Origin of the sequence: Bombilactobacillus mellifer (assembly GCF_000970795.1) — a bacterium.
In the GTDB taxonomy this organism is placed as follows: Bacteria; Bacillota; Bacilli; order Lactobacillales; family Lactobacillaceae; genus Bombilactobacillus; species Bombilactobacillus mellifer.
Genome location: NZ_KQ034028.1, coordinates 1,224,063 through 1,245,763, shown reverse-complemented (window position 1 = coordinate 1,245,763; position 21,701 = coordinate 1,224,063). Strand labels below are relative to the sequence as shown.

Below are 21,701 nucleotides of genomic sequence, written 5' to 3'. Positions count from 1 at the left end.
GAGCAAGCTCGACAGCTTGCTCCTTTTTGTTGACAGTCTATTGTTCCCAGTTCAAGAGCCAGCGTTTTCGCACCAGACCGCCCGCAAAACCGGTTAATTGGTGTCCTTGTCCCACCACGCGGTGACAGGGAACAATTAAAGTAAACGGATTGTGACTCACCGCCTGGGCAACGGCACGGGTGTAATTTTTATTTGCCACTTGTTGTGCTAATTGCTGATAAGTAATGGTTTGTCCCCAGGGGACGGTTTGTAAAGTCTGCCAAACTTGTTGGCGAAAGGGCGTTAGTCGCGTATTATTATAAGTGATTTGTAACTGCAGTGGCGGGCTTTTATGAAAATATAGCTCTAACCACTGATCTACTAACTGGGTTATTACATTGGCCTGATTTTTAATAGTTTGATTTGGTAATCCCTCGGCAAAATATTTTTGATCCGCTAACCAAACGCCAACTAATGCTTTATCACTGGCAATAATAGTAATTTCACCGATCGGTGAATGATAAATTTGACGAAAAAGCATAGGATGAGCCTTTCTGGAATAATTAAGGAGGAGTTATGGCTGCAAGAAGAAAACACGCCCATCGTAAACGTAATGTCCGCAAACGCCGTCGTTCGAATTTAGTTTTTGGATTATTGATAATTGGCATACTCTTATTTTTAGGTTTGCCTGATGGTAACACCCACTCGAAACAACCGAATACCAATCAACAATCTCCGCTGACGCGCTTGCAGCCAGCGATCAATGGTTCTCAACGATCTTCAACATCCGATCAAACAGGTTCTTTAGCCAATTGGACTTATCAAGGACGGCAAATTGTAGCGGTTAACCATAATCAGCCGACTTTTACAAGTGCTGATTTAACTTTGGCGCGGGGAAGTTGGCAAACCTATGGCCCTTTAGATCGTTTCAACCGAGTAACCACGGCTAATGCCATGTTGGGTACGGATTTAATGCCTCGTGAGCCGCGCGAACGGTTGTACATTCAACCGACAGCTTATCATAACAAACGGATTTGGATTGGTAATCATCAAGATTGGTTATATAATCGTTGTCATTTAATTGGTTATCAATTAACTGGTCAAAACAACAATCCTAAAAATCTCATGACGGGAACACGTTCTTTGAATGATCCGGCGATGACTTATTATGAAAATCAAATAGCCAACTATCTCAAACAAACGCGACACCACGTACGTTATCAAGTCGAACCAGTCTTTAAAGATCAAGAGTTACTAGCCCGCGGGGTGCATATGCAAGGCCAATCAGTTGAGGATCAAGAAGTTAAATTCAACATTTATATTTTTAATGTCCAAGCAGGGGTGACTTTGAATTATCAAGACGGGACTAGTATAATAAGACGTAATTGATTATTTGGTGTTTTGAAAGGCGCTATATTCCAGGTTGCAGGCCAGAGTTAAAGATAGAATTAATAAGAAAATAATCCAGCCGACCATGGTGCCCTGCAATTGATAGAGGAAAAAGGAACGGCGTAACCCTAAAGCGAAGATAACCGTTAAGACTCCATCCACACCAAAATTAATATACAAATTGCGCGGGCTGTAATCAATATTGAAAAAATTGATCAGTACTTTTAAAATTTGATTGGTAGTTCGCTGCGTAATAATTTTTATAGGTCGCTGAGCGATTGCTTTGACCGCCAGCATTAAACAAGCCCCAATAAAGGCACAAACCAATAAGCGCCACCAACTATGATAATGATTAACTAGGGCGTCATAACAAGTTCCAATAAGAGTGAGACATAAAAAATAGGGAATTACAAATAAAAAAGTATAAATAACAAAGTTTTTTTTATTGGACATTGCTTTGCACTTCCTTTAACTATTTTTATCCTAACGTACTTGGCGTGATTTGTCTAAAAGTTCTTTTGAACATTGCTCGCCCACTAGTTATTCATGTCACAGGGGCGTTTTTTAAATTTTAGAAAAAGATCCGAGGTAAATAGATGAAACCAGAATCATTGGCACAAGAAGTGGCGCAGCGGCGGACTTTTGCCATTATTTCCCATCCTGATGCCGGCAAAACGACGATCACGGAACAAATGTTATTATTTGGCGGCGTGATTCGCTCAGCCGGAACGGTTAAAGGTAAAAAAAGTGGAAATTATGCTACTTCTGACTGGATGGAAATTGAAAAAAAGCGGGGTATTTCGGTAACCAGTTCGGTTATGGAATTTAATTATCACGACAAACATATCAATATTTTGGATACGCCCGGACATGAAGATTTTTCTGAAGACACCTATCGTACCCTGATGGCGGTTGATGCCGCGGTAATGGTCATCGATTCTGCTAAAGGCATTGAAGCCCAAACCAAAAAACTATTTAAAGTCGTTAAACAACGGGGAATACCGATTTTCACATTTATGAATAAATTAGATCGTGACGGTCGCGAACCTTTGGATTTGATCGGCGAGTTAGAGGATTTGCTGCAAATTGAAGGCTGTGCAATGAATTGGCCAATGGGCAGTGGCAAGAATTTGGTAGGATTGTATGATTTGTACCATAATCAGATTGAATTGTATCATGCAGATCAACCACAAGAGCGATTTTTACCATTAGACGAGCAGGGACACTTGCCAGCAGATCATCCATTGACGCATGACAGTATTTATCGTCAAACTTTGGAAGAAGTGGGATTAATTCAAGCCGCTGGAAACCCTTTTGATCAAGCCAAAATTGCTCAAGGTGAACAAACGCCAGTCTTTTTTGGCTCAGCCTTAACTAATTTTGGGGTTCAAACTTTTTTAGATGAGTTTATCAAGATGGCTCCCGCTCCTAGTGCACACCAGTTAGTTGATGGCCGTCAGTTGGCGGCTACCGATGACCAATTTTCCGGATTTGTCTTTAAAATTCAGGCGAATATGAATCCTAAACATCGTGACCGAATTGCTTTTGTGCGCATTGGTTCCGGAGAATTTGAACCAGGAATGGATGTGACTTTACAGCGAACGCAGAAATCTTTACGACTCAATAATGCGACTGAATTTATGTCCGATCAACGGGAACGGGTCAAAAAAGCTGTGGCGGGCGATATTGTCGGCTTGTATGATACCGGTAATTTTCAAATTGGTGATACTTTGTATAGCGGAAAAACAGCGATTGAATATCCGGCGTTGCCCCAGTTCACGCCTGAGCTTTTTATGGAAGTAACTGCTAAAAATGTTATGAAACAAAAGTCCTTTCATAAAGGAATGCAGCAGTTAGTTCAAGAAGGAGCCGTGCAACTCTATCGCAGTTACCAAACCGGTGACTATATTTTGGGAGCAGTGGGACAATTACAATTTGAAGTATTTAAATTTCGGATGCAAAATGAATATAATACGGAAGTAATTATGAAACCGATTGGTTCCCGCATTGCGCGGTGGATTGACCCAGAGCAGTTAGATCCCAAAATGTCGTCCTCGCGCAATTTGTTAGTCAAAGATATGGCTGATCAGCCGCTGTTCTTATTTGAGAATCAATTTGCTGAACATTGGTTTCAGGAGAAATATCCGCAAGTCAAATTAACGGCCAAATTATAATTGTTAGTGTACAAATTTTTTCAAACTTTACCCAATAGTCTAGATTGACGCATTGTTTATCCAAGTTATCTATAAAAAGTAGTGGATGGAGCTAAAATCTTCGTTTCCATCTAGCTAGCCAGTGGGCGGCTTTATTTTCCCGTTTTTAAAGGAATTTACATTGCTAACTAGTGCGATACTGATTTAGTAGCTAGGAAGTCACAATGGTGATGGGTTAACGTTTCAGTTAAAAATAGTCGCTTAGGATAAATAATCACGGAAAAATAGTAACTATGCCGAAGAGCATAGTTATTTTTTTATTTGTAATATTTTTTAAATATGATATTATATTAAATATAGTATTGGAAGGGGCAGAATTATGGCAATTCAAATATCCGCGGAATTACTTGAAGGAGTGGTTCTGGCTTCTTTGGTCGACCAAGATCTGTATGGATACGCGTTAACTCAACAAGTACAATCGCATTTTGAGATTTCCGAATCCACCATTTATCCGGTTTTACGACGCTTAAAGAAGAGTGCAGAGTTAAATACCTATGATCGACCATATCAGGGCCGTAATCGCCGATATTACCAATTGACTGATACTGGCCGAAAGCATCTCAATAATATCATTAGCGACTGGCATTATTTTTCAGCGCAGGTAAATTCAGTTTTGGAGGAGACAAAAGATGCATGATTTGATTGACCAATATATGGCGGAACTAGCAGGGTATTTATCCAGCTTAGATCCCGAGGAGCGACAGGATGTTCTGGAATTTTATCGAGAATATTTATTAGATGCTAAGCTCTATAGCCAAAGTCAAATTGAAACTGAACTGGGAACAGCCAAGCAATTAGCTCATAAAATTTTGGCAGATTATTCCCTGACACCTGCTGTGGTACAAGAGCAGCAATCACAAGATCAAGAAGCTCAACGTCATTTTTCCCAGAGCCAAACCCGGCAATCACATCGAGATTTACGAACCGTATGGTGGATTATTTTAGGGTTATGTGCCGTACCGGTAGCTTTTCCCTTTTTAGGAGTTTTATGTGGCGTTTTATTATTTCTTGTTTTGATGGTTGTCGCCTTTGTCATTTTAGTAGTAACCCTTTTTGGCACAGGGATCTTTCTCGGTTTAAAGACCGTAACTTTTTTAGGAACAAGTTATTGGGCTGTGGGTTGTTTTTATGTTGGTTTAAGCTTAATTTGTATTGCTGGTGCGTTACTTTTATTACCATTGGGAATCAAGTTACTGCGCTTTTTAGCTTCTTCAGCCGCACAAGCCGCACGTTGGGTTGGCAATAAAGTATTTCGTAATCGTTATTACCATGGAGGTAACCTTAAATGAAAAAGTATTATCTGTGGAGTTTAGTTATTCTGGTTATCGGCACAGCATTGGCAATTTTTGGAGCTCAAAATGGCGGCATAAAAACGATTAACCAAGAAGGTAATTTATTAGATTTTTCACGGCGACCACAAATTATTAGTGGTGATCAGGAAATTGCGCTCGTCTCGGGACATTCTTTGCCACGTAGAAAAAATCATAGTTATCAATTAACCCAACCGTTTCAAAATGTTAATTTAGACGTTTATAATGCTCAAGTTGTGGTTCAAACTGGTGATCGCTTTTTAGTTCGGGTGACTAATCGACAAGCTTTGCCGGTCAAAGTCAAAGTAGCGCATCAGCAATTAAGTATTTCGGATTATGATTCTCATGGTGCGATGGATCAAGATCGTCTGCCAAATACCAAAATTTACATCACAGTACCTGCCAGTCGGCCATTAAATCAATTTAAAATTGATGGTAATGATGTTCAGCTAACCTTACATCAATTACAACTGCGGCAACTGCGTTGGGATAACGATAAGACTAAATTAAAGTTGGATCATGTACAGATCAGTGAAAAAATGATTGCTGATGATGATCAAGGCAACTATCTCATTAATAATTCACGTTTAAAACAGGTAAACTGCGACGGCGATGGTCTCAAAGCACAAATTAGTAATTCCACTTTACAACAGGTAACTATTGACGCAGATACGGTCGCCCTGACTTGTCAAAAAACACAATTTCTACAGCATAATCGAATTCAAGGTGATAATGGCAAGCTGGTTTTTAAAGATTTAAATAAAAATTTAGGTTATTCGATTCGAGGAGAGGGCAATTCCATTCATTACCAGCACCAATTAACTAAGGGCAATTTTTATAAACGACCGCACTATCAAAATAATCTTCATATCGCTGGCGACGAGCTGCAGGTATTTGTTGACTGATAAAGTTGGTCTTTCAAAAGCGAATAAAAACCACTTGATCTTTCAATCAAGTGGTTTTAAACATTTTGGGCTAAGTTGACATAACAAAAGACTTCCATGTCATGGTAACGATCATTAAAAAACAATTCTTCTTTCATCGTAGCTTCATGCTCAAAGCCCATTCTTTGAGCAACATGCTGGGCTTTATAATTAAAAGCATCTGCCCAAACCTGTAATTTGTGTAAATGCAATTGATTGAAAGCGTAGGCTAAAACTCTTTCGAGGCAACGGCTGGCAATTCCATGACCTTGATATTGGGGTGACAACCAATAACTGACTTTACCATGATGATTGGGAAAATCTAAATCATATAAAGTAATCACGCCTGCTGGGGATCCTTCCACACAAATGGTCAGCAAAAATAATTTTTGTTTGTACATTTGTTGCTGGGAGTTCAGCAAGAAAGCTTCTTCATCTTCAATTGATTTGACAGTCGTTACCCATGCCATCCACGGTTTTAAGTCGTCCCGATGATTCGCAATGATAGCAAATAAGGCTTTTGCTTGATTAAGATCTGGTAAAACCAATTGAACTGGCAGATTATCAGATACGAATTGGGGCGAAATAAACAATTGCTTCACTTCCTAACTGCTGAACTTTCCATGCATTAATTTTACACGTCCATTGTCCGATTGTCGACAATTCACCATTGGGCAATGAATTTTTCAAACCAATAAAAAAGCACTTCCAATCTAACTGGAAGTGCCGGGGGTAATATCTAGTTTATTGTGGGGAACTTGTTTTTGAATCAGGCTGAGATTGAGCTGCCTGGATTTTAATTTGATCTTGATCCAGGATTGCCTGCAGTTGTTTTTCTGCTGGATGATCCAAGAAATAATCTGCAACTTTATCTTCAATTTGCTCTTGGATCACACGCCGCAATGGTCGAGCTCCCATAGCCGGATTGTAACCTAAATCGACAATTTTAGCTTTAGCTTCGGGACTAACTGTAATGCTGAGGTTTTGATCGGCAATCATTTTGTTAGTATCACTAATCATAAGATCGACAATTTTTAACAAACTATCTTTGGACAAAGGAGCAAACTCAATGATGCCATCAAAACGATTTAAAAATTCCGGTTTGAAATAATTTCCTAACTTATCGATCACGGAATTGGTTGTGCCATTGGCTTCAGCACCGAAACCGACACTGGCCTCACTTTCACCTTGACCAGCATTAGAAGTCATGATAATAATTGTATCCTTAAAACTGACAGTCCGCCCCTGGGAATCTGTCAAGCGACCATCGTCTAAAATTTGAAGAAACATGTGCATCACATCAGGATGAGCCTTTTCAATTTCATCTAATAAAATTAGACTATAAGGATTCCGGCGAACTTTTTCCGTTAATTGGCCGGCTTCTTCATAGCCAACATACCCCGGGGGGGAACCAATTAATTTGGAGACGCTGTGTTTTTCCATATATTCCGACATATCGAAACGAATCATCGCGTCTTCACTACCAAAAAGCTGTTTCGCTAATTGTTTGGCTAATTCAGTTTTACCGACCCCAGTTGGTCCGACAAAAAGGAACGAACCAATCGGACGTCCGGTTTTGTTAAAACCAACCCGATTTCGGCGAATAGCACGGCTAACTTGTTCCACAGCTTTGTTTTGACCAATGACATGTGCTTCCAAATCAGGAGTCAGATTTTTCAATTGTTGCTGTTCTTGAGCTTTTAATTCTCCAACTGGAATATTGGTCTTTTCTTCGACTACTTGTTCAATATCTTTTTCGGTGACAGTAGGTTGTTTTTCCGTATCGACTTTATTATCGCGCATATCTTCCAATTTTTTCACTTGATCGCGATAAAAAGCTGCTTTTTCATAATCTTCTTGTTTTAAGGCTGTTTGCTTTTGGGCCTGCGCTTGATCAATTTTTTGTTGAACATTTTTAGGATCAATTGGATTTAAGGTTAAATTCTTTCGCGATCCAGATTCATCCAATAAATCAATAGCTTTATCGGGGAGAAAACGATCTTGGATATAACGATTAGACAACGTTGCTGCTGCTTTAATCGCTTCGTCTGTATATTTGACATGATGATAATTTTCGTATTTAGGTTTAATCCCTTGCAGAATTTTTAAAGTTTCCTCAACTGACGGCTCATTGACCTCTACGGGTTGTAATCGCCGTGCCAAAGCAGAGTCTTTTTCAATTTGACGGTACTCATTAAATGTTGTCGCCCCAACTAATTGAAGTTCGCCTCGAGCTAAGGCCGGTTTTAAAACATTACCGGCATCCATCCCGCCTTCGGCGTTACCTGCACCGACAATTTCGTGAATTTCATCAATAAATAAAATAATGTTTTTATTAGCTTGTAATTCTTTAATTAATTGTTGCATACGTTGTTCGAATTGGCCCCGGACACCAGTTCCTTGAACTAAAGAGACCACATCTAAACGAATCACGCGTTTATTTTGTAGTTTTTCTGGGACTTGACTATCAACAATTTTTTGAGCCAAACCTTCAACGACAGCGGTTTTACCAACACCTGCTTCTCCAATTAAGACTGGATTATTTTTGGTGCGGCGGTTCAAAATCTCAATAACACGGGAAATTTCCTTATCACGACCAATTACAGGGTCAATTTTTCCGGCCTTTGCTTGGGCGGTTAAGTCCACGCCGTATTGATCTAAAATTCCATTACCTGAATTATTACCTCCTTGTTGGCCGGGAGCACCATCAGGAATTCCTTGAGCTCTACGAGCGGCCATTTGAGGATTGACGCCAAAAATTTCACTCAGATCACCAAAGCCAAAGGGATCATTATTTAAATTATTGTTAGCACCCATGGCTTGTTGTTCACGTAATTTTTGATAACAATTTTGACATAAATTAATTTCTGCACGTCGGCCATTAACCGAGGTATAGAGATGGATAGTCGCTTCATTTTGATGACAATTTTGACAAAGCATAAATACACGCTTCCACCTTTCTTCATTAAATTTAAAATAACAACATTAAACTATACATTCTCTCGTCTACTATTTATGGAAGGAATAGTTTAATTGGTACTAATTTCTTAGTACAATGCATATTATATAATTAGCACTCGACATATGCAAGTGCTAATTGAATTTTTTTTGGTTTTTTTTTAAAATAAATAAACAATTCGCAATAAGCGCCCATTAGTTGGGAAAGTTCATACAAAAGAAGGTTACCAAATGGATTATACGATGATGTTAAATGATTTAGTGGCCGGCAAGCGGCAAACAATTGAAGTCGATGAATCAAACTTTTTTGCTTTTAATCAGGCTTGGAAAACCTTTAATTTACGGAAGCAAATTGTGGGGGAAGCCCAGATTAATGGGCATGTAATTTATCGCTTTTCTGAAAGCGACAACAAGTAACGCTTTGTGGTAATTGTTGCCAGATTTTTCGTTGAAAAACTTGCCATGTATTTTGAATAATGTTAATGTTGTTTTTGATGTAAAGTTAATCCTTTTCATTAGTTATGAAAATTACAAAAGTTAAAGAGAGGTCTTCATGATGGAAAAAAAAGATTTTCATGTAATTGCTGAGACAGGAATCCATGCCCGTCCAGCTACCATGTTAGTACAAACGGCTAGCAAATTTAATTCAGATATTAACTTGGAATATTCTGGTAAGACCGTTAACTTAAAATCAATTATGGGTGTAATGTCCTTGGGTGTTGGTCAAGGGGCTGATGTAACGATCAGCGCAGATGGAGAAGACGCCAGTGAAGCTATTAAAGCGATTTCCGAAACTATGACGAAAGAAGGACTCTCCGAATAATGACGAAAACCTTAAAGGGGATTGCCGCTAGTGACGGTTTTGCACATGCACCTGCTTATTTATTGGTAGAGCCTGATCTGTCCTTTAAGAAAGTGACTATTAAAGATGAGGCTGCTGAAATCAAGCGACTCCAAGCGGCAATTGCTCAAGCTGATTCTGAACTAACTAAGATTCGCGACCAAGCTCAACAAACCTTGGGTGAAGAAGAAGCCCAAGTTTTTGATGCCCATAAAATGATCTTAGCCGATCCGGAATTCACCGGGGCGATTGAACAACAAGTCAAAGATCAAAAAGTCAATGCGGAACAAGCTTTGCATGATGTATCTACTAATTTTATTGCAATGTTTGAAGCTATGACGGATAACAAGTATATGCAAGAACGGGCAGCTGATGTCCGAGATGTTACTAAAAGAGTCATGAGTCATTTATTACAAGTTTCCTTACCTAATCCAGCTCTAATTGATCACGAAGTAATAATTGTGGCTCATGATCTGACTCCAAGTGATACTGCTCAATTAAATAAAAAATATGTGAAGGCTTTTGTTACCGATATTGGCGGCCGTACTGCGCATTCGGCCATTATGGCGCGCTCCTTAGAAATTCCGGCCATTGTGGGTACCGATACAATTACCCAAGATGTCCAAAATGATCAAGATATGATTGTGGATGGAGTCAATGGCGAAGCGGTTCTTGAACCAGCTGCAGCGGACATCCAGCATTATCAAAAATTAGCTGAGGATTACGCGCAAGAAAAAGCCGAATGGGCGAAATTGAAGACTGCGGCCTCAGTAACGGCAGACGGTAAACATTTTGATGTGGCGGCCAATATTGGCACTCCCAAAGATCTCGTGGGAGCCAATGATAATGGTGCCGAAGCTATTGGTTTATACCGGACAGAATTTTTGTATATGGATTCTGCAGAGTTACCTAGTGAAGATGACCAATTTGAAGCTTATAAAGAAGTTTTAGAAGGTATGAAAGGTAAGCCGGTTGTAGTACGGACCATGGACATTGGCGGCGATAAGCATTTACCGTATTTGCCATTGCCGGAAGAAATGAATCCTTTCTTAGGCTACCGGGCCATTCGTATTAGCTTGGATCGTCAAGATATTTTTCGTACTCAGTTGCGGGCTTTATTACGAGCTTCAGCCTATGGCAAATTGCGGATTATGTTTCCAATGATTGCTACCTTGCAAGAATTCCGACAAGCTAAGGGTATTTTGCAAGAAGAAATGGCAAAACTGAAAGCTGAGGGTATTGCTTACGACGAGCAAGAATTACAAGTGGGTATTATGATTGAAATCCCAGCTGCAGCGGTTTTAGCGGATCAATTTGCCAAAGAAGTTGATTTCTTCAGTATTGGTACTAATGATTTAATCCAGTATACAATGGCAGCTGATCGGGGTAATGAACACGTTTCTTATCTTTATCAACCTTATAATCCTTCTATTTTACGGCTCATCAAAAATGTCATTGATGCGGCTCATAAAGAAGGTAAATGGGTTGGTATGTGTGGCGAAGCTGCTGGTGATTCAACCATGGTTCCATTGCTTTTAGGGATGGGCCTTGATGAGTACTCAATGAGTGCTACTTCGATTTTACGAGTACGCTCCTTGATGAAACATTTAGATACCCAAGAATTACAAGATTTAGTAGAACAAGCAACTAATGTTTCCTTAAGCAATGAAGAAAATGAAAAATTAGTCGCACAGTTTGTCAAAGAACATCGACACTAAAACAAATTAAGCTTAACCTCTTTTTGAGTAGGTTAAGCTTTTTTGTTTGGTAGATAAAAATAAGGGGTTCCAATATTCGTTTATCAAATAAAAAATCCAATCGCTAGTCCTTACAAAAATTAGATTTTAGTTGAGTCAAAAGGATAATAACCGGTTATTTTGATATAAAATGGCCGGCGCGCAGTCAACTTTTAATTTGGCAGATGAAACTGTGCTTGACAAATGCTGTTGGAAACAAAAATGCCGTAGTGTTATCCAAGATTCCTGACAGTGCATTTTAACTACAGCTAAATTGAGATTGAATAATTCTCTCACGTTCAGCAGATGGGTTTGACTGACTTATTGACCTACATTATCCATTTTATAATTTTAACCTTCCATCTAATGGAAATAAGCTGATCTAGGATCTGGAAACAAAGCAACTTATTTGTGACCAGGTCTTTTTTGGCTGATAATGAAATTAAGATTAGATAATGTGGGTGAGAAAAGTGAAAATGAATCAACATCAACAGCATCAAATGTCAATGTCATCTCATGATCAAATGCTGCACGGCGGACAAATGATGCATATGGGAAACTTAAAACAGAAATTTTGGAATTCACTTTTTTTAGCAGTTCCAATTTTATTTATGGCTCCGGCAATGGGGCTTCATTTACCTTTCCAATTTCAATTTGCCGGCTCCGATATTTTGGTAGTTTTATTAGCAACAATCTTGTTTATTTATGGGGGCAGTCCATTTTTAAAGGGCGCAGTAGCGGAATTGAAGGCCCGGCAACCGGAAATGATGACCCTAATTTCTTTAGGGATTGTCACGGCTTATGGTTACAGTCTCTATGCCTTTATTCACAATAATGTGCTCCACCAGCACCCGTTTGTCATGGATTTTTTTTGGGAATTGGCCACTTTAATTTTAATCATGTTGTTAGGACATTGGCTGGAAATGAACTCTATGATGCAGGCCCAACAAGCAGTCAATCATTTAGCATCTTTGTTACCGGCCAAAGCACATGTCCTGCAAAATGGCCGCACCCATGATGTGTCTCTGCAGCAAGTAGCGGTGGGGGCTAAAGTAGTTGTCAGAGCCGGAGAGGCTGTGCCTTTAGATGGCCAAGTTATTTCCGGTCATAGTGAAGTCAATGAAGCTTTGGTGACGGGAGAATCGCAAGCGGTTCAAAAAAATGTAAATGATGCAGTCGTCGGAGGCTCACTGAATGGTTCCAAAACTTTGACTATCAAAGTTACCCAAGCGGCGGGTTCCGGTTTTGTTGCCAATGTCAATCATTTGGTTCAGCAGTCACAACAGAATAAATCCCAATTACAGACCTGGGCACAACGAGTAGCGGGCTGGCTCTTTTATGCCGCACTGGTGATTGGTTTTTTGGCCTTGCTTGTCTGGAGTATAATTAGTGATGTGGCTACAGGTATTCAACGATTAGTAACAGTCTTGGTAATTGCTTGTCCGCATGCTTTGGGTTTAGCCATTCCGTTAGTTAATGCCCGCAGTACCGCCTTAGGTTCTCGTCATGGCATTTTGATACAACGGCGGCAAGTAATTGAAGAAAGCGCACAAATTGATTACGTAGTTTTTGATAAAACAGGGACCTTGACTCAGGGACAATTTCAAGTTATAGCCTGCCGGTCTTTGAGTAAAGAGTACGATCAATCTCAAATTTTACAAATTATTGGCAGTCTGGAAAGCCAATCTAATCATCCCATTGCCCAAAGTGTGCGCCGCTACCTCAAAAAGCAGCAGCAGTCATTCAAGCCTGCCCAGAATGTTCAAACCTTAGCAGGTGGGGGACTAGCAGGCCAAGTGGCGACCGAAAACTATCAACTACTAAGTCCCCGCTTGGCTGCACAAAAACACTTACAAGTACCTACACTGCATCAATCCGAGACTACGAGTTTTTTAGTGCATGATCAGCAAATTATTGGATACTTAATAGTTGGGGACCAGTTACGGTCTACAGCTAAAAAAATGATTACGGCGATTAAAGACCAAAAATTGACGCCGGTGATGTTGACAGGTGACAATTCAGCCATCGCAGCTCACATAGCAAAACAACTGGGGATTCAACATTTTAAAGCCGAGTTGCAGCCGCAAGTTAAACAACAAATTATTGCGGATTTACAAAAAAAAGGCCATCAAGTCATGATGGTGGGAGATGGCGTTAATGATGCTCCGAGTTTGGCGCAAGCTAATATTGGTGTAGCTTTTGGTGCGGGTACCGACGTGGCGTTAGATGCCGCAGATGTTATTTTAGTGAATAGTAAGCCTTTAGCGATTATTCAGTTTTTAAAATTAGCACGGCGCACTCGGCAAAAAACGTTAGAAAATCTCTGGTGGGGTGCTGGTTATAACATCATCGCCTTACCCTTAGCAGCAGGAGTTTTGGCTTTTGCGGGAATTGTTTTAAGTCCAGCTTTAGGGGCTTTGTTGATGTCGTTGTCGACGGTTATCGTGGCGCTGAATGCAGCTAGTTTACGACTTTAATGGTCTTGTTGATAAGACAGTTTGGTTGCCTGTAGTTGTTCCACTTTTAGTTGTAGTAATTGGCTAATCTGCGTTAAAAGATGGGGTTGATCTGTAATGATCAAACTTTGAGGCGCTTTTAAACGCTCATAACACAGACAATTGGCTGGTAATTGCGGATAGTAATGACGTAATAAAGCAAAATTTTCTGTATTTAAGTTCAAATAAATTAAGTCAAAGCGCAAAGGTAACCAAGGCTGTAAATGACCACTGGCATAGTGCCAATAGGGAGCTTTGGTTGGGTAGTTAGTGGTTTTATGGACAGGCAGCAAAACAATATAATCACTAGGATAGTTGCGATTATATGCTAAAATTCCTTGAGACGGTTTTTGTCGCTGCAGCCAGGCTTTGGTGCCAGCTAAAATAACGAGATCAGCCATGATTTTTCTCCAATTGAGGTGTAATTAATGAAGATAACAGTTTTAGGTTACTACGGAGGCTATCCTTATCGTAATCGTGCAACAAGTGGTTATTTAATTCAAGAACAGAATTATAATCTACTAGTAGATTGTGGCAGCGGGGTGTTAAATGCACTGCAAATGGTTTTAGATCCATTGCAATTGGATGCCGTTTTACTCACGCACTATCATCACGATCATATCGCGGATGTCGGAGTTCTGCAATATTATTGGCAGTTGCATACAGGAGTAAAAAAAGAACCGATTTTACCTATTTATGGACATACACAGGATCCTTTAAATTTTGCTAGTTTGACCTTGCCGGATGTGACACAAGGTCATGGCTATTCCGCGCTGGAACCTTTAGTTTTGGGGCCACTGACTTTAACTTTTTTGCCGACTGTCCACCCAGTACCGGCATTTGCTGTCCGTGTTACTAATCATCAGTCGGTGTTGACCTATACCGCCGATACGGCCTATTTTTCGCAATTAGCCGAGTTTGCTGCTAAATCAGATATTTTGATCGCGGATACAAATTTTCCAGCTGAAAAAACTGGACAACTCTGGCATTTAACCTCACAGCAAGCGGGAGAATTAGCACAGCAAGCCCAAGTTAAACGGCTCATTATTTCCCATTTACCACAAGAATATCCTTTAGATCGATTAACACAACAAGCGCAGCAAGCCGCTGGCGCTGTAAAGGTCTTGCGTGCGTATCAAGGATTAAAGATTGTTTTTTAGAATATATATTTATTCATATTAATATTTTATCCCGAAAAAAGAAGTATATTTTTTGCATTTTGATAAAAGCGTGATAAAATAATCCTAAATTTGAACGATAGGAGCAATCACAATGGTAATTTTATACACTTCACCCAGTTGTACTTCTTGTCGTAAAGCAAAACAATGGTTCAAAGATAATGACATTGCTTTTAAGGAACGAAATATTTTTGCACAACCCTTGACTAAAGAAGAAATTAAGAAAATTTTACAGATGACAGAAGATGGCACAGAAGAGATTATTTCTACACGTTCAAAGGCTTACCAAAATATTCGCGTGGACATTGATGATTTGACCATTGAGCAGCTCATTGCTTTAATTGAACAAAATCCTGGTTTGTTACGGCGTCCGATTATGATGGATGACAAGAGTTTACAGGTCGGTTATAATGAAGATGAAATTCGGCGCTTTTTACCTCGCAAGGTTCGTATTTTAGAATTAAAGGAAGCCCAATTATTAGCTTCAAATCTTTAATGTTTTCTTAATGCCGAGCAACAAGGACTAGAACAGTATTTGTTCTAGTTTTTTGCTGTTATGACTTTACATTCAACTACGGGCTGTTAGAATAAGTATAAGTTGAATAAGATTGGCAGGTGATCATTGTGGAAGTCGAGCACGTTAATGAGAATATGATTCGGGTTTTTTTAGCGAATCATGATCTGGAAGAACGTGGCGTTGATGTTTTAGATTTGTTAGGCAACCGCAAACAAATCGAGTCTTTCTTCTACAGTATTTTAGAAGAAGTAGACACTGATCACAAATTTTCCAAAGACCAAGCAGTGACTTTTCAAGTAATGCCCAATACTAAAGGGCTGGAACTTTTAATTACCAAAATTCCATCCGAAATGGACGATAAGACCACCGATTTTAATCTCTTAGATGAAGATAGTGCGAAGACGGAGGTGGAAGCTAAAGCCACAGAGGACACAACCGATTCAGCCACCTCATCGACAGCTAAACAACAAGTTATTTTAGTTAGTTTTGATCAATTTGAAGATTTCGTAGATTTAAGTCGTAATTTGGTCTTAGAAGCTGGTCAGAGTGATTTATATCAGTATCAAGGAAGATTTTATCTAAAATTAACCTTATTCGTTGATGAGTTACGTAATCTGAACGTTGATGATATTCAAGCGATTGCTGCAGAATATGGAAACTTAGAAACACAGGCTCCGGAAACAATTGCAGAATTTGGTCAAGAAGTGATGAGTCAAACGGCTTTAGAATTAGCACGTTATTATTTCCGGTAAATTTTCTAAATTATGGGTAATTAATTGAAGGGTGACTTCAATTTTTGTTGCGCAAGATTTAACGGGTCAATTAATTTATGCAGTGCATTATCAACAACAACGACCGTTGTTTTGTCCCCATTGTCAACGTGAAGTAGAATATGTTGGCAACGGACAGCGACGGCCGTTTTTTCGTCATATCACAAAATCGGAAACTAAGCAAGCGGAATCTCTAGTCCATCAAGCGGGGAAACAGTGGTTGGCTACTTTTTTTCAGCCGGCCTTTCAGGTAAAATTGGAGGTGTTTGCCCCGCCCAATCAACGAATTGACGTTCAAGCGCTAAGTTCTAATATGAAATTAGCCATTGAATATCAGTGTTCACCGATTAGTCGCCTAGAATTATCCGAACGACAACAAGGTTATCAAAACAAAAACTACCATCCGTTATGGATTTTTGGTCCGGAACACTATTTTAAAGCGGCAAAATTGCGGCATTTACAAACTATCCTCAGTTATTCCAAGTTTTGGGCTTTTTATGTGTTGTTTAAACTACCGGCTGATAATTTTTTACGACTAAATTACAATTATCAAATGGCCCCGCATAGTTCCAGACTCTATTGGCGACAGGTACATTTCACTTCGTGGCAGCAATTATGGACATTTCGACCTTCCTTGGGCACTTATCGTCTAGAACATATCAATTGGTTACGTTGGTATCGGCAACAACAGCGGTACCCCAGTCGGCAGTTTGTTCACTTACAAAATCAATGTTATCAGCAGCGGATCAATATGCTGCATTATGTAAAAAAAACACCGTCACAGACGATGTTTCCAATTTATCGCTATTTTCCTTGTTACACTTTACTCTTGCAAACTTTGCAGCGCACCAATTTTCAAAAATTACCCTTGATTGAGCCGAAGGTTAGTCTAAGATGTGCAAATCAGGACTTTGCTGGACGTGACGTTGACTAACTAATTTGTTTAAAAAAGGTTCGAGTTGTGCTCCGGTTTCGGCTTCAATAATAACTCCTTGATCATCTTGCGCATCGGAGTAATCAAAGATTACTATCGAAGGGGTAGTCTGAATGTTTAATTGGTTAGCTCGTTGCTGATCTTGTAAGCATTGTTGAGCTGTAAAGTTACTATTTTGATCAGCCAACATGGCCGCCACGTCTAAATGGGATTGAGTCGCGATTTCTTTCACTAAATCTATATTAAACGGCCGTTTTTCAAAGTCGACTGCCTCTTGTAAGCTCATTAAAAATTGGCGACTTTTGCGTTTTCCTTGGAGGGTTGCTGCTTTATAACAATGTGTTGCAAGCGTAATATTTTGTGTAATTTGATTACGTAGTTGGAGATCATGTTGATTTAGATGGTTATATTTAATATAATTATCAACAATTTGCACACTACTTAACGGGACAAAAGTTAGATGGACGGCTATATTGTGTTTTTTGGTAAAATTAATAAGTGTTTTTTCCACAGTGAGTCCACTTTTGCCAATTGGATTAATAAAAATAAAAACTTCCCACATGTTAATCCTCCTAGAGATTTTCTTATCAATAAGAAGCCACACGATATCTTAACAAAAAATATTGAGAATGCAATAGATATACAATTTACTTTAATAATAGCTGCTTCAGTCCATGCAGACAAGATGCGTTATTCTAAAATTGAGGTGAGATCATGGTGCAAAGAAATTGGACCGTCTTTTTGATGCCCTATGAACAAGCAGTAGACGAATTAAAAATTAAGTTACGGTCATTGCGTAAGGAATTTTTAGAAAAAGGTGAACAATCACCGATTGAATATGTTACAGGTCGCGTTAAATCCGTTGAAAGTATTAAAGAAAAAATGAAACGGCGGTTTATCGCTGATGATTTACTAGAGCAGGATATGCAAGATATTGCGGGATTGCGCATTCAGTGCCAGTTTGTCGAAGATATTTATCAAGTGGTAGATTTGCTCCATGATCGCACGGATCTCACTGTAGTCGAAGAGCGAGACTATATCACTAATAGTAAGCAAAGTGGTTATCGTTCTTATCATATCGTAATTAAATATCCGATTCAATTAGCTACAGGTGTAAAAGAAATTTTAGCGGAAATTCAAATTCGTACTTTGGCCATGAATTTCTGGGCGACAATTGAGCATTCTTTAAATTATAAATATCAAGGCGACTTTCCGGCAGATATTAATTCGCGTTTAAAACGAGCAGCAGAAGCTTCCTTTATGTTAGATGAAGAAATGTCCAAGATTCGTGGAGAAATTCAAGATGCACAGCGCTATTTTCACACTCAAAAAATCCGGGAACCCAAATCGCCAAAGGAGTTAAATCATGAAAGTTTGGATTCAAAATAATTCAAAAGCTCTTTCCCAACAAGTTGCCCAACAGCTCCAGGTCAAATTACGGCAAGCCGGCATTACGATTCAAGCTAATCACCCGGATTTAGTAATTACGATTGGCGGCGATGGCACTTTTTTAAGTGCTTTTCATCGTTTTAACAATCAGTTGAATCATTTACAATTTATCGGCATCCATACCGGACATCTGGGTTTTTATACCGATTGGCAAGATAATGAATTAGACCAATTAGTAACACACATTGTAGCCGATGATAAAAAAGTCATTGAATATCCGCTTTTAGATGTACAAGTAACCTATACTTCTCAGCAGGTCGCACATTTTTGGGCTCTCAACGAGGCTACTTTGCGTCAAGTTTCGCAAACCATGCGCGCAGATGTATTAATTAATGATCAAAAATTTGAACGATTTCGCGGTGATGGGGTAGTAGTTTCGACGCCTACCGGATCCACGGCATATTCGAAGTCCTTAGGTGGGGCGTTAATTGATCCCACTTTAGAGGTAATGCAATTTAATGAAATGGCACCGATCAATAATCGAGTTTATCGAACAGTAAATTCTTCTTTGATTTTAACCCATAATCAGATTCTTACAGTGATACCGGATCCGGGCAGTGATTATATTATTACCATTGATAATTTGGCTTATGATCATTGTGCCATTCAAAAAATTCAATATAAGATGGCCGATCAAAAAATAAAAATTGCTTCCTATCGGCCCAAGAATTTTTGGTTGCGCGTGCGCAATGCATTTTTAGTGGATGATCAACGATGATCTATCATTGGCGCAAACAAGACGCTCCGGTACAAAAGTTAGGCAGTTTTTTACAACAGGTAGGTTTTTCACGAACGCAATTAAAACAATTAAAATATCATGCGGGATTAGTTTTTGTAAACCATAAGCGACGCTACTTTGATTATTTAGTTCGTCAAAATGATGAAATTTGGGTACGCCTGCCTAATGAAAACAGCTCCCCCAAAATAGTCCCTCAGGCTGGTCCGCTCAGTATTTTGTATGAAGACGATAATTATTTGATTCTGAATAAACCAGCGGGACTAGCATCCTTGCCGGCTCAAGGGCAAACTACTCCGGCACTGGCTAATTTAGTCAAATTCTATTTGCAGTCCCAACATCAAAATGATGTGATTCATTTAATTTCTCGTCTTGATCGAGATACTTCCGGAATTATTTCTTTAGCTAAAAATGCTTACGCGCATTATCTTTTAGCAAGCGAGTTTCGAACGGCAGCAGTGAAAAAAGAATATCTGGCTCTAGTAACTGGAACCTGGAGCAATTTGCCTACCCAAGGCACCATTACTTTTCCCATTGGGGTGGATCCGCAGAATCATAATTTACGCTGCGTGGATCCACAAGGGCAACCAGCTCTTACGAAATATCAGGTTTTAGATTGTTTTCCTCATTATACTGTGTTAAAAATAGCGTTAGTTACTGGCCGCACCCATCAAATTCGTGTACATTGTGCAGCCATGGGACACCCGCTTTTAGGCGATCGAGCTTATGGCGGTTCAACTCATTATATTGCCCGACAAGCTTTACATTGTCGGCATTTTACATTTTGGCATCAAATTCAACGACAACAAATTCAGATATGGGCCCCGGTGCCAACAGACATACAAGCCCTGTTATAGGTGAAAAATGACAGAATTAGAAACTCGGGTTAAACAACAATTTGATCAGTTATCTGAATTATTGGATAACAACCAAACTAAACAATTTCGGAAAAAGTTCTTGGATATGCATTTTTATGAACAGGGACAATTTTTTATGACTTTGAACCAAGCCCAACGAAAAGAACTTTATGCGATTATGGCTCCCGATGAAATCGGCGACATGTTTGATACCTTGCAAGATGATGATCCCCACATTTCACGCATTTTACATGAAATGGATCTGAAATATGCTTCCGAAGTTATTAATAGTATGTACGACGATAATGCCGCTGATATGTTGGAACATTTAGATAAAGCGGAAGTAGATCGCTATTTGTCGATTATGTCCACTGCTGATGCCAATCAGTTACGCGGCTTATTGCATTATGATACGGAAACTGCCGGGGGCTTAATGACGACAGATTATGTGGTTATGAGCCAGTATTTGACAGTCGGTGCAGCCCTAAAGGCGTTGCGTAAATTTGCGCGGACAGCAGAAACTATTTATTACCTTTATATTGTAGATGATGCCAATGATCTCGTCGGCATTATGTCGTTACGGGAATTGTTTACGCATAATGAAAAAGCCACGCTCAATACGGTAATGGTTCGTAATGTGGTGTCCGTTTATGTGGATGACGATCAAGAAGCGGTCGCACAAGTTTTTCGTGATTATCAGTTTGTTTCTTTGCCAGTAGTAGATCATGCTAATAAATTAGTCGGAATTGTCACAATTGATGATGTGATTGAAGTCATTGACGATGAAGCTGAGGAAGATTATTCCAAATTAGCCGGTGTTGATGTGGATGAATCCCAGACAACGCCATTAAGTGCGGCCAGCAAACGTTTGCCTTGGTTGATTACCTTACTTTTTTTGGGAATGATTACTGCTACCTTGATTTCGCATTTTGAAAATCTTTTAAGTCAAGCGAGCATTTTAGCGGTTTTTATTTCATTAATTACAGGTACAGCGGGGAACGCCGGAACCCAAAGTTTAGCCGTAGCAGTTCGTCGGTTATCTTTAGAAAATAACAATCCCCAACATCTAATCAAACTGTTATTAAAAGAATTAATAACCGGTTTGGTAATTGGCTTAATAACTGGCTTAACCATTTGGTTAGTAGTCGGCTTGTGGAAACATAACTTTGTGTTAGGCCTAGTTATTGGTTTAGCGATGATGGTGGCAATTACTGTTGCCAATCTCGCCGGCAGTTTGATTCCCATGTTGATGGCCAAAATCGGTTTTGATCCTGCAGTGGCTAGTGGTCCGTTTATTAGTACTTTAAGTGATCTGACTAGTGTTTTGATTTATTTTAATATTGCCAGTTTATTTATGGGCTTTTTTAAAGGACTATAAATTGCGGTTATTAGGAATGTACAGTTAATTAATAAGCA

Annotated in this window: 23 protein-coding genes; 17 read left to right on the top strand and 6 right to left on the bottom strand. The window is 39.4% G+C overall.

Going from position 1 to position 21,701, the window contains the following annotated elements; all coding sequences use genetic code 11:
* Nucleotides 1–37: 37 nt before the first annotated feature.
* Nucleotides 38–520: a methylated-DNA--[protein]-cysteine S-methyltransferase gene (locus JG30_RS05965; protein ID WP_046316991.1), complete on the bottom strand. Its 483-nt coding sequence runs from the start codon at nt 518–520 to the stop codon at nt 38–40.
* A gap of 35 nt (nt 521–555) precedes the next feature.
* Between JG30_RS05965 and JG30_RS05960 the strand changes: the two genes are divergently transcribed.
* Nucleotides 556–1,368, top strand: a complete 813-nt coding sequence (locus JG30_RS05960; RefSeq protein ID WP_052725234.1) for a DNA/RNA non-specific endonuclease — start codon at nt 556–558, stop codon at nt 1,366–1,368.
* Here the strand turns inward: JG30_RS05960 and JG30_RS05955 are convergent, their stop codons facing one another.
* The gene (locus tag JG30_RS05955; RefSeq protein ID WP_046316989.1) at nt 1,369–1,821 is read right to left on the bottom strand and encodes a hypothetical protein; all 453 of its coding nucleotides are present in this window, start codon (nt 1,819–1,821) and stop codon (nt 1,369–1,371) included. It lies immediately after the preceding gene.
* 143 nt (nt 1,822–1,964) lie between these two features.
* Here JG30_RS05955 and JG30_RS05950 point away from each other — a divergent pair, with 143 nt between their 5' ends.
* The 4 genes from JG30_RS05950 to JG30_RS05935 all read left to right on the top strand — a co-directional run bounded on the left by JG30_RS05950 (nt 1,965) and on the right by JG30_RS05935 (nt 5,796).
* Nucleotides 1,965–3,542 (top strand): peptide chain release factor 3, encoded by a 1,578-nt coding sequence (locus JG30_RS05950; protein WP_046316987.1) that lies wholly within the window; start codon nt 1,965–1,967, stop codon nt 3,540–3,542.
* 358 nt (nt 3,543–3,900) lie between these two features.
* On the top strand, nt 3,901–4,218 hold the full coding sequence (locus JG30_RS05945; RefSeq protein WP_046316985.1) for a PadR family transcriptional regulator: 318 nt from the start codon (nt 3,901–3,903) through the stop codon (nt 4,216–4,218).
* Complete coding sequence (locus JG30_RS05940; RefSeq protein WP_046316984.1) at nt 4,211–4,870, top strand: DUF1700 domain-containing protein; 660 nt, start codon at nt 4,211–4,213, stop codon at nt 4,868–4,870. Before JG30_RS05945 ends, JG30_RS05940 begins: the two co-directional genes overlap by 8 nt.
* Nucleotides 4,867–5,796, top strand: coding sequence for a DUF4097 family beta strand repeat-containing protein (locus tag JG30_RS05935; protein ID WP_046316982.1), 930 nt, complete (start codon nt 4,867–4,869; stop codon nt 5,794–5,796). Before JG30_RS05940 ends, JG30_RS05935 begins: the two co-directional genes overlap by 4 nt.
* 56 nt (nt 5,797–5,852) lie before the next feature.
* Here JG30_RS05935 and JG30_RS05930 read toward each other — a convergent pair whose 3' ends face one another.
* Together JG30_RS05930 and JG30_RS05925 are read right to left on the bottom strand one after the other, a co-directional pair.
* On the bottom strand, nt 5,853–6,416 hold the full coding sequence (locus tag JG30_RS05930; protein WP_084616682.1) for a GNAT family N-acetyltransferase: 564 nt from the start codon (nt 6,414–6,416) through the stop codon (nt 5,853–5,855).
* A gap of 142 nt (nt 6,417–6,558) precedes the next feature.
* Nucleotides 6,559–8,754: an ATP-dependent Clp protease ATP-binding subunit gene (locus tag JG30_RS05925; RefSeq protein ID WP_046316979.1), complete on the bottom strand. Its 2,196-nt coding sequence runs from the start codon at nt 8,752–8,754 to the stop codon at nt 6,559–6,561.
* A 249-nt stretch (nt 8,755–9,003) separates the two neighbouring features.
* On the opposite strand from JG30_RS05925, the gene JG30_RS05920 reads away from it, so the two are divergent.
* From JG30_RS05920 to JG30_RS05905, 4 genes are all read left to right on the top strand, one after another.
* Nucleotides 9,004–9,189: a hypothetical protein gene (locus JG30_RS05920; protein ID WP_046316977.1), complete on the top strand. Its 186-nt coding sequence runs from the start codon at nt 9,004–9,006 to the stop codon at nt 9,187–9,189.
* 139 nt (nt 9,190–9,328) lie between these two features.
* Entirely contained in the window at nt 9,329–9,595 is a 267-nt protein-coding gene (locus JG30_RS05915; RefSeq protein WP_046316975.1) for a phosphocarrier protein HPr, read from the top strand.
* Nucleotides 9,595–11,331: a phosphoenolpyruvate--protein phosphotransferase gene (ptsP, locus tag JG30_RS05910; protein ID WP_046316974.1), complete on the top strand. Its 1,737-nt coding sequence runs from the start codon at nt 9,595–9,597 to the stop codon at nt 11,329–11,331. Before JG30_RS05915 ends, ptsP begins: the two co-directional genes overlap by 1 nt.
* A gap of 494 nt (nt 11,332–11,825) precedes the next feature.
* Nucleotides 11,826–13,826, top strand: a complete 2,001-nt coding sequence (locus tag JG30_RS05905; protein ID WP_046316972.1) for a copper-translocating P-type ATPase — start codon at nt 11,826–11,828, stop codon at nt 13,824–13,826.
* Here JG30_RS05905 and JG30_RS05900 read toward each other — a convergent pair.
* A complete protein-coding gene (locus JG30_RS05900; RefSeq protein WP_046316970.1) occupies nt 13,823–14,245 on the bottom strand; it encodes a hypothetical protein in 423 nt (140 codons plus the stop codon). The genes JG30_RS05905 and JG30_RS05900 overlap by 4 nt on opposite strands.
* A 27-nt stretch (nt 14,246–14,272) precedes the next feature.
* Here JG30_RS05900 and JG30_RS05895 point away from each other — a divergent pair, with 27 nt between their 5' ends.
* The 4 genes from JG30_RS05895 (at nt 14,273) to JG30_RS05880 (ending at nt 17,243) form a co-directional block, all read left to right on the top strand.
* Nucleotides 14,273–15,004 (top strand): MBL fold metallo-hydrolase, encoded by a 732-nt coding sequence (locus JG30_RS05895; RefSeq protein ID WP_046316968.1) that lies wholly within the window; start codon nt 14,273–14,275, stop codon nt 15,002–15,004.
* A gap of 112 nt (nt 15,005–15,116) precedes the next feature.
* Complete coding sequence (spx, locus tag JG30_RS05890) at nt 15,117–15,518, top strand: transcriptional regulator Spx (protein WP_046316966.1); 402 nt, start codon at nt 15,117–15,119, stop codon at nt 15,516–15,518.
* A gap of 128 nt (nt 15,519–15,646) precedes the next feature.
* The gene (locus JG30_RS05885) at nt 15,647–16,291 is read left to right on the top strand and encodes an adaptor protein MecA (protein ID WP_046316965.1); all 645 of its coding nucleotides are present in this window, start codon (nt 15,647–15,649) and stop codon (nt 16,289–16,291) included.
* 31 nt (nt 16,292–16,322) lie between these two features.
* A complete protein-coding gene (locus tag JG30_RS05880; RefSeq protein WP_046316963.1) occupies nt 16,323–17,243 on the top strand; it encodes a competence protein CoiA in 921 nt (306 codons plus the stop codon).
* Here JG30_RS05880 and JG30_RS05875 read toward each other — a convergent pair.
* The gene (locus JG30_RS05875; protein ID WP_052725232.1) at nt 17,194–17,805 is read right to left on the bottom strand and encodes a DsbA family protein; all 612 of its coding nucleotides are present in this window, start codon (nt 17,803–17,805) and stop codon (nt 17,194–17,196) included. The genes JG30_RS05880 and JG30_RS05875 overlap by 50 nt on opposite strands.
* 155 nt (nt 17,806–17,960) lie before the next feature.
* On the opposite strand from JG30_RS05875, the gene yjbM reads away from it, so the two are divergent.
* The 4 genes from yjbM to mgtE are packed head-to-tail and all read left to right on the top strand — an operon-like array spanning nt 17,961 to nt 21,663.
* The gene (yjbM, locus tag JG30_RS05870; protein ID WP_046317290.1) at nt 17,961–18,632 is read left to right on the top strand and encodes a GTP diphosphokinase; all 672 of its coding nucleotides are present in this window, start codon (nt 17,961–17,963) and stop codon (nt 18,630–18,632) included.
* Nucleotides 18,610–19,410 (top strand): NAD kinase, encoded by an 801-nt coding sequence (locus JG30_RS05865; RefSeq protein ID WP_046316961.1) that lies wholly within the window; start codon nt 18,610–18,612, stop codon nt 19,408–19,410. The genes yjbM and JG30_RS05865 overlap by 23 nt, the downstream gene beginning before the upstream one ends.
* The gene (locus tag JG30_RS05860) at nt 19,407–20,285 is read left to right on the top strand and encodes an RluA family pseudouridine synthase (protein WP_046316959.1); all 879 of its coding nucleotides are present in this window, start codon (nt 19,407–19,409) and stop codon (nt 20,283–20,285) included. The genes JG30_RS05865 and JG30_RS05860 overlap by 4 nt, the downstream gene beginning before the upstream one ends.
* Before the next feature lie 7 nt (nt 20,286–20,292).
* Nucleotides 20,293–21,663: a magnesium transporter gene (gene mgtE, locus JG30_RS05855; RefSeq protein WP_046316957.1), complete on the top strand. Its 1,371-nt coding sequence runs from the start codon at nt 20,293–20,295 to the stop codon at nt 21,661–21,663.
* The last annotated feature ends 38 nt before the right edge of the window (nt 21,664–21,701 follow it).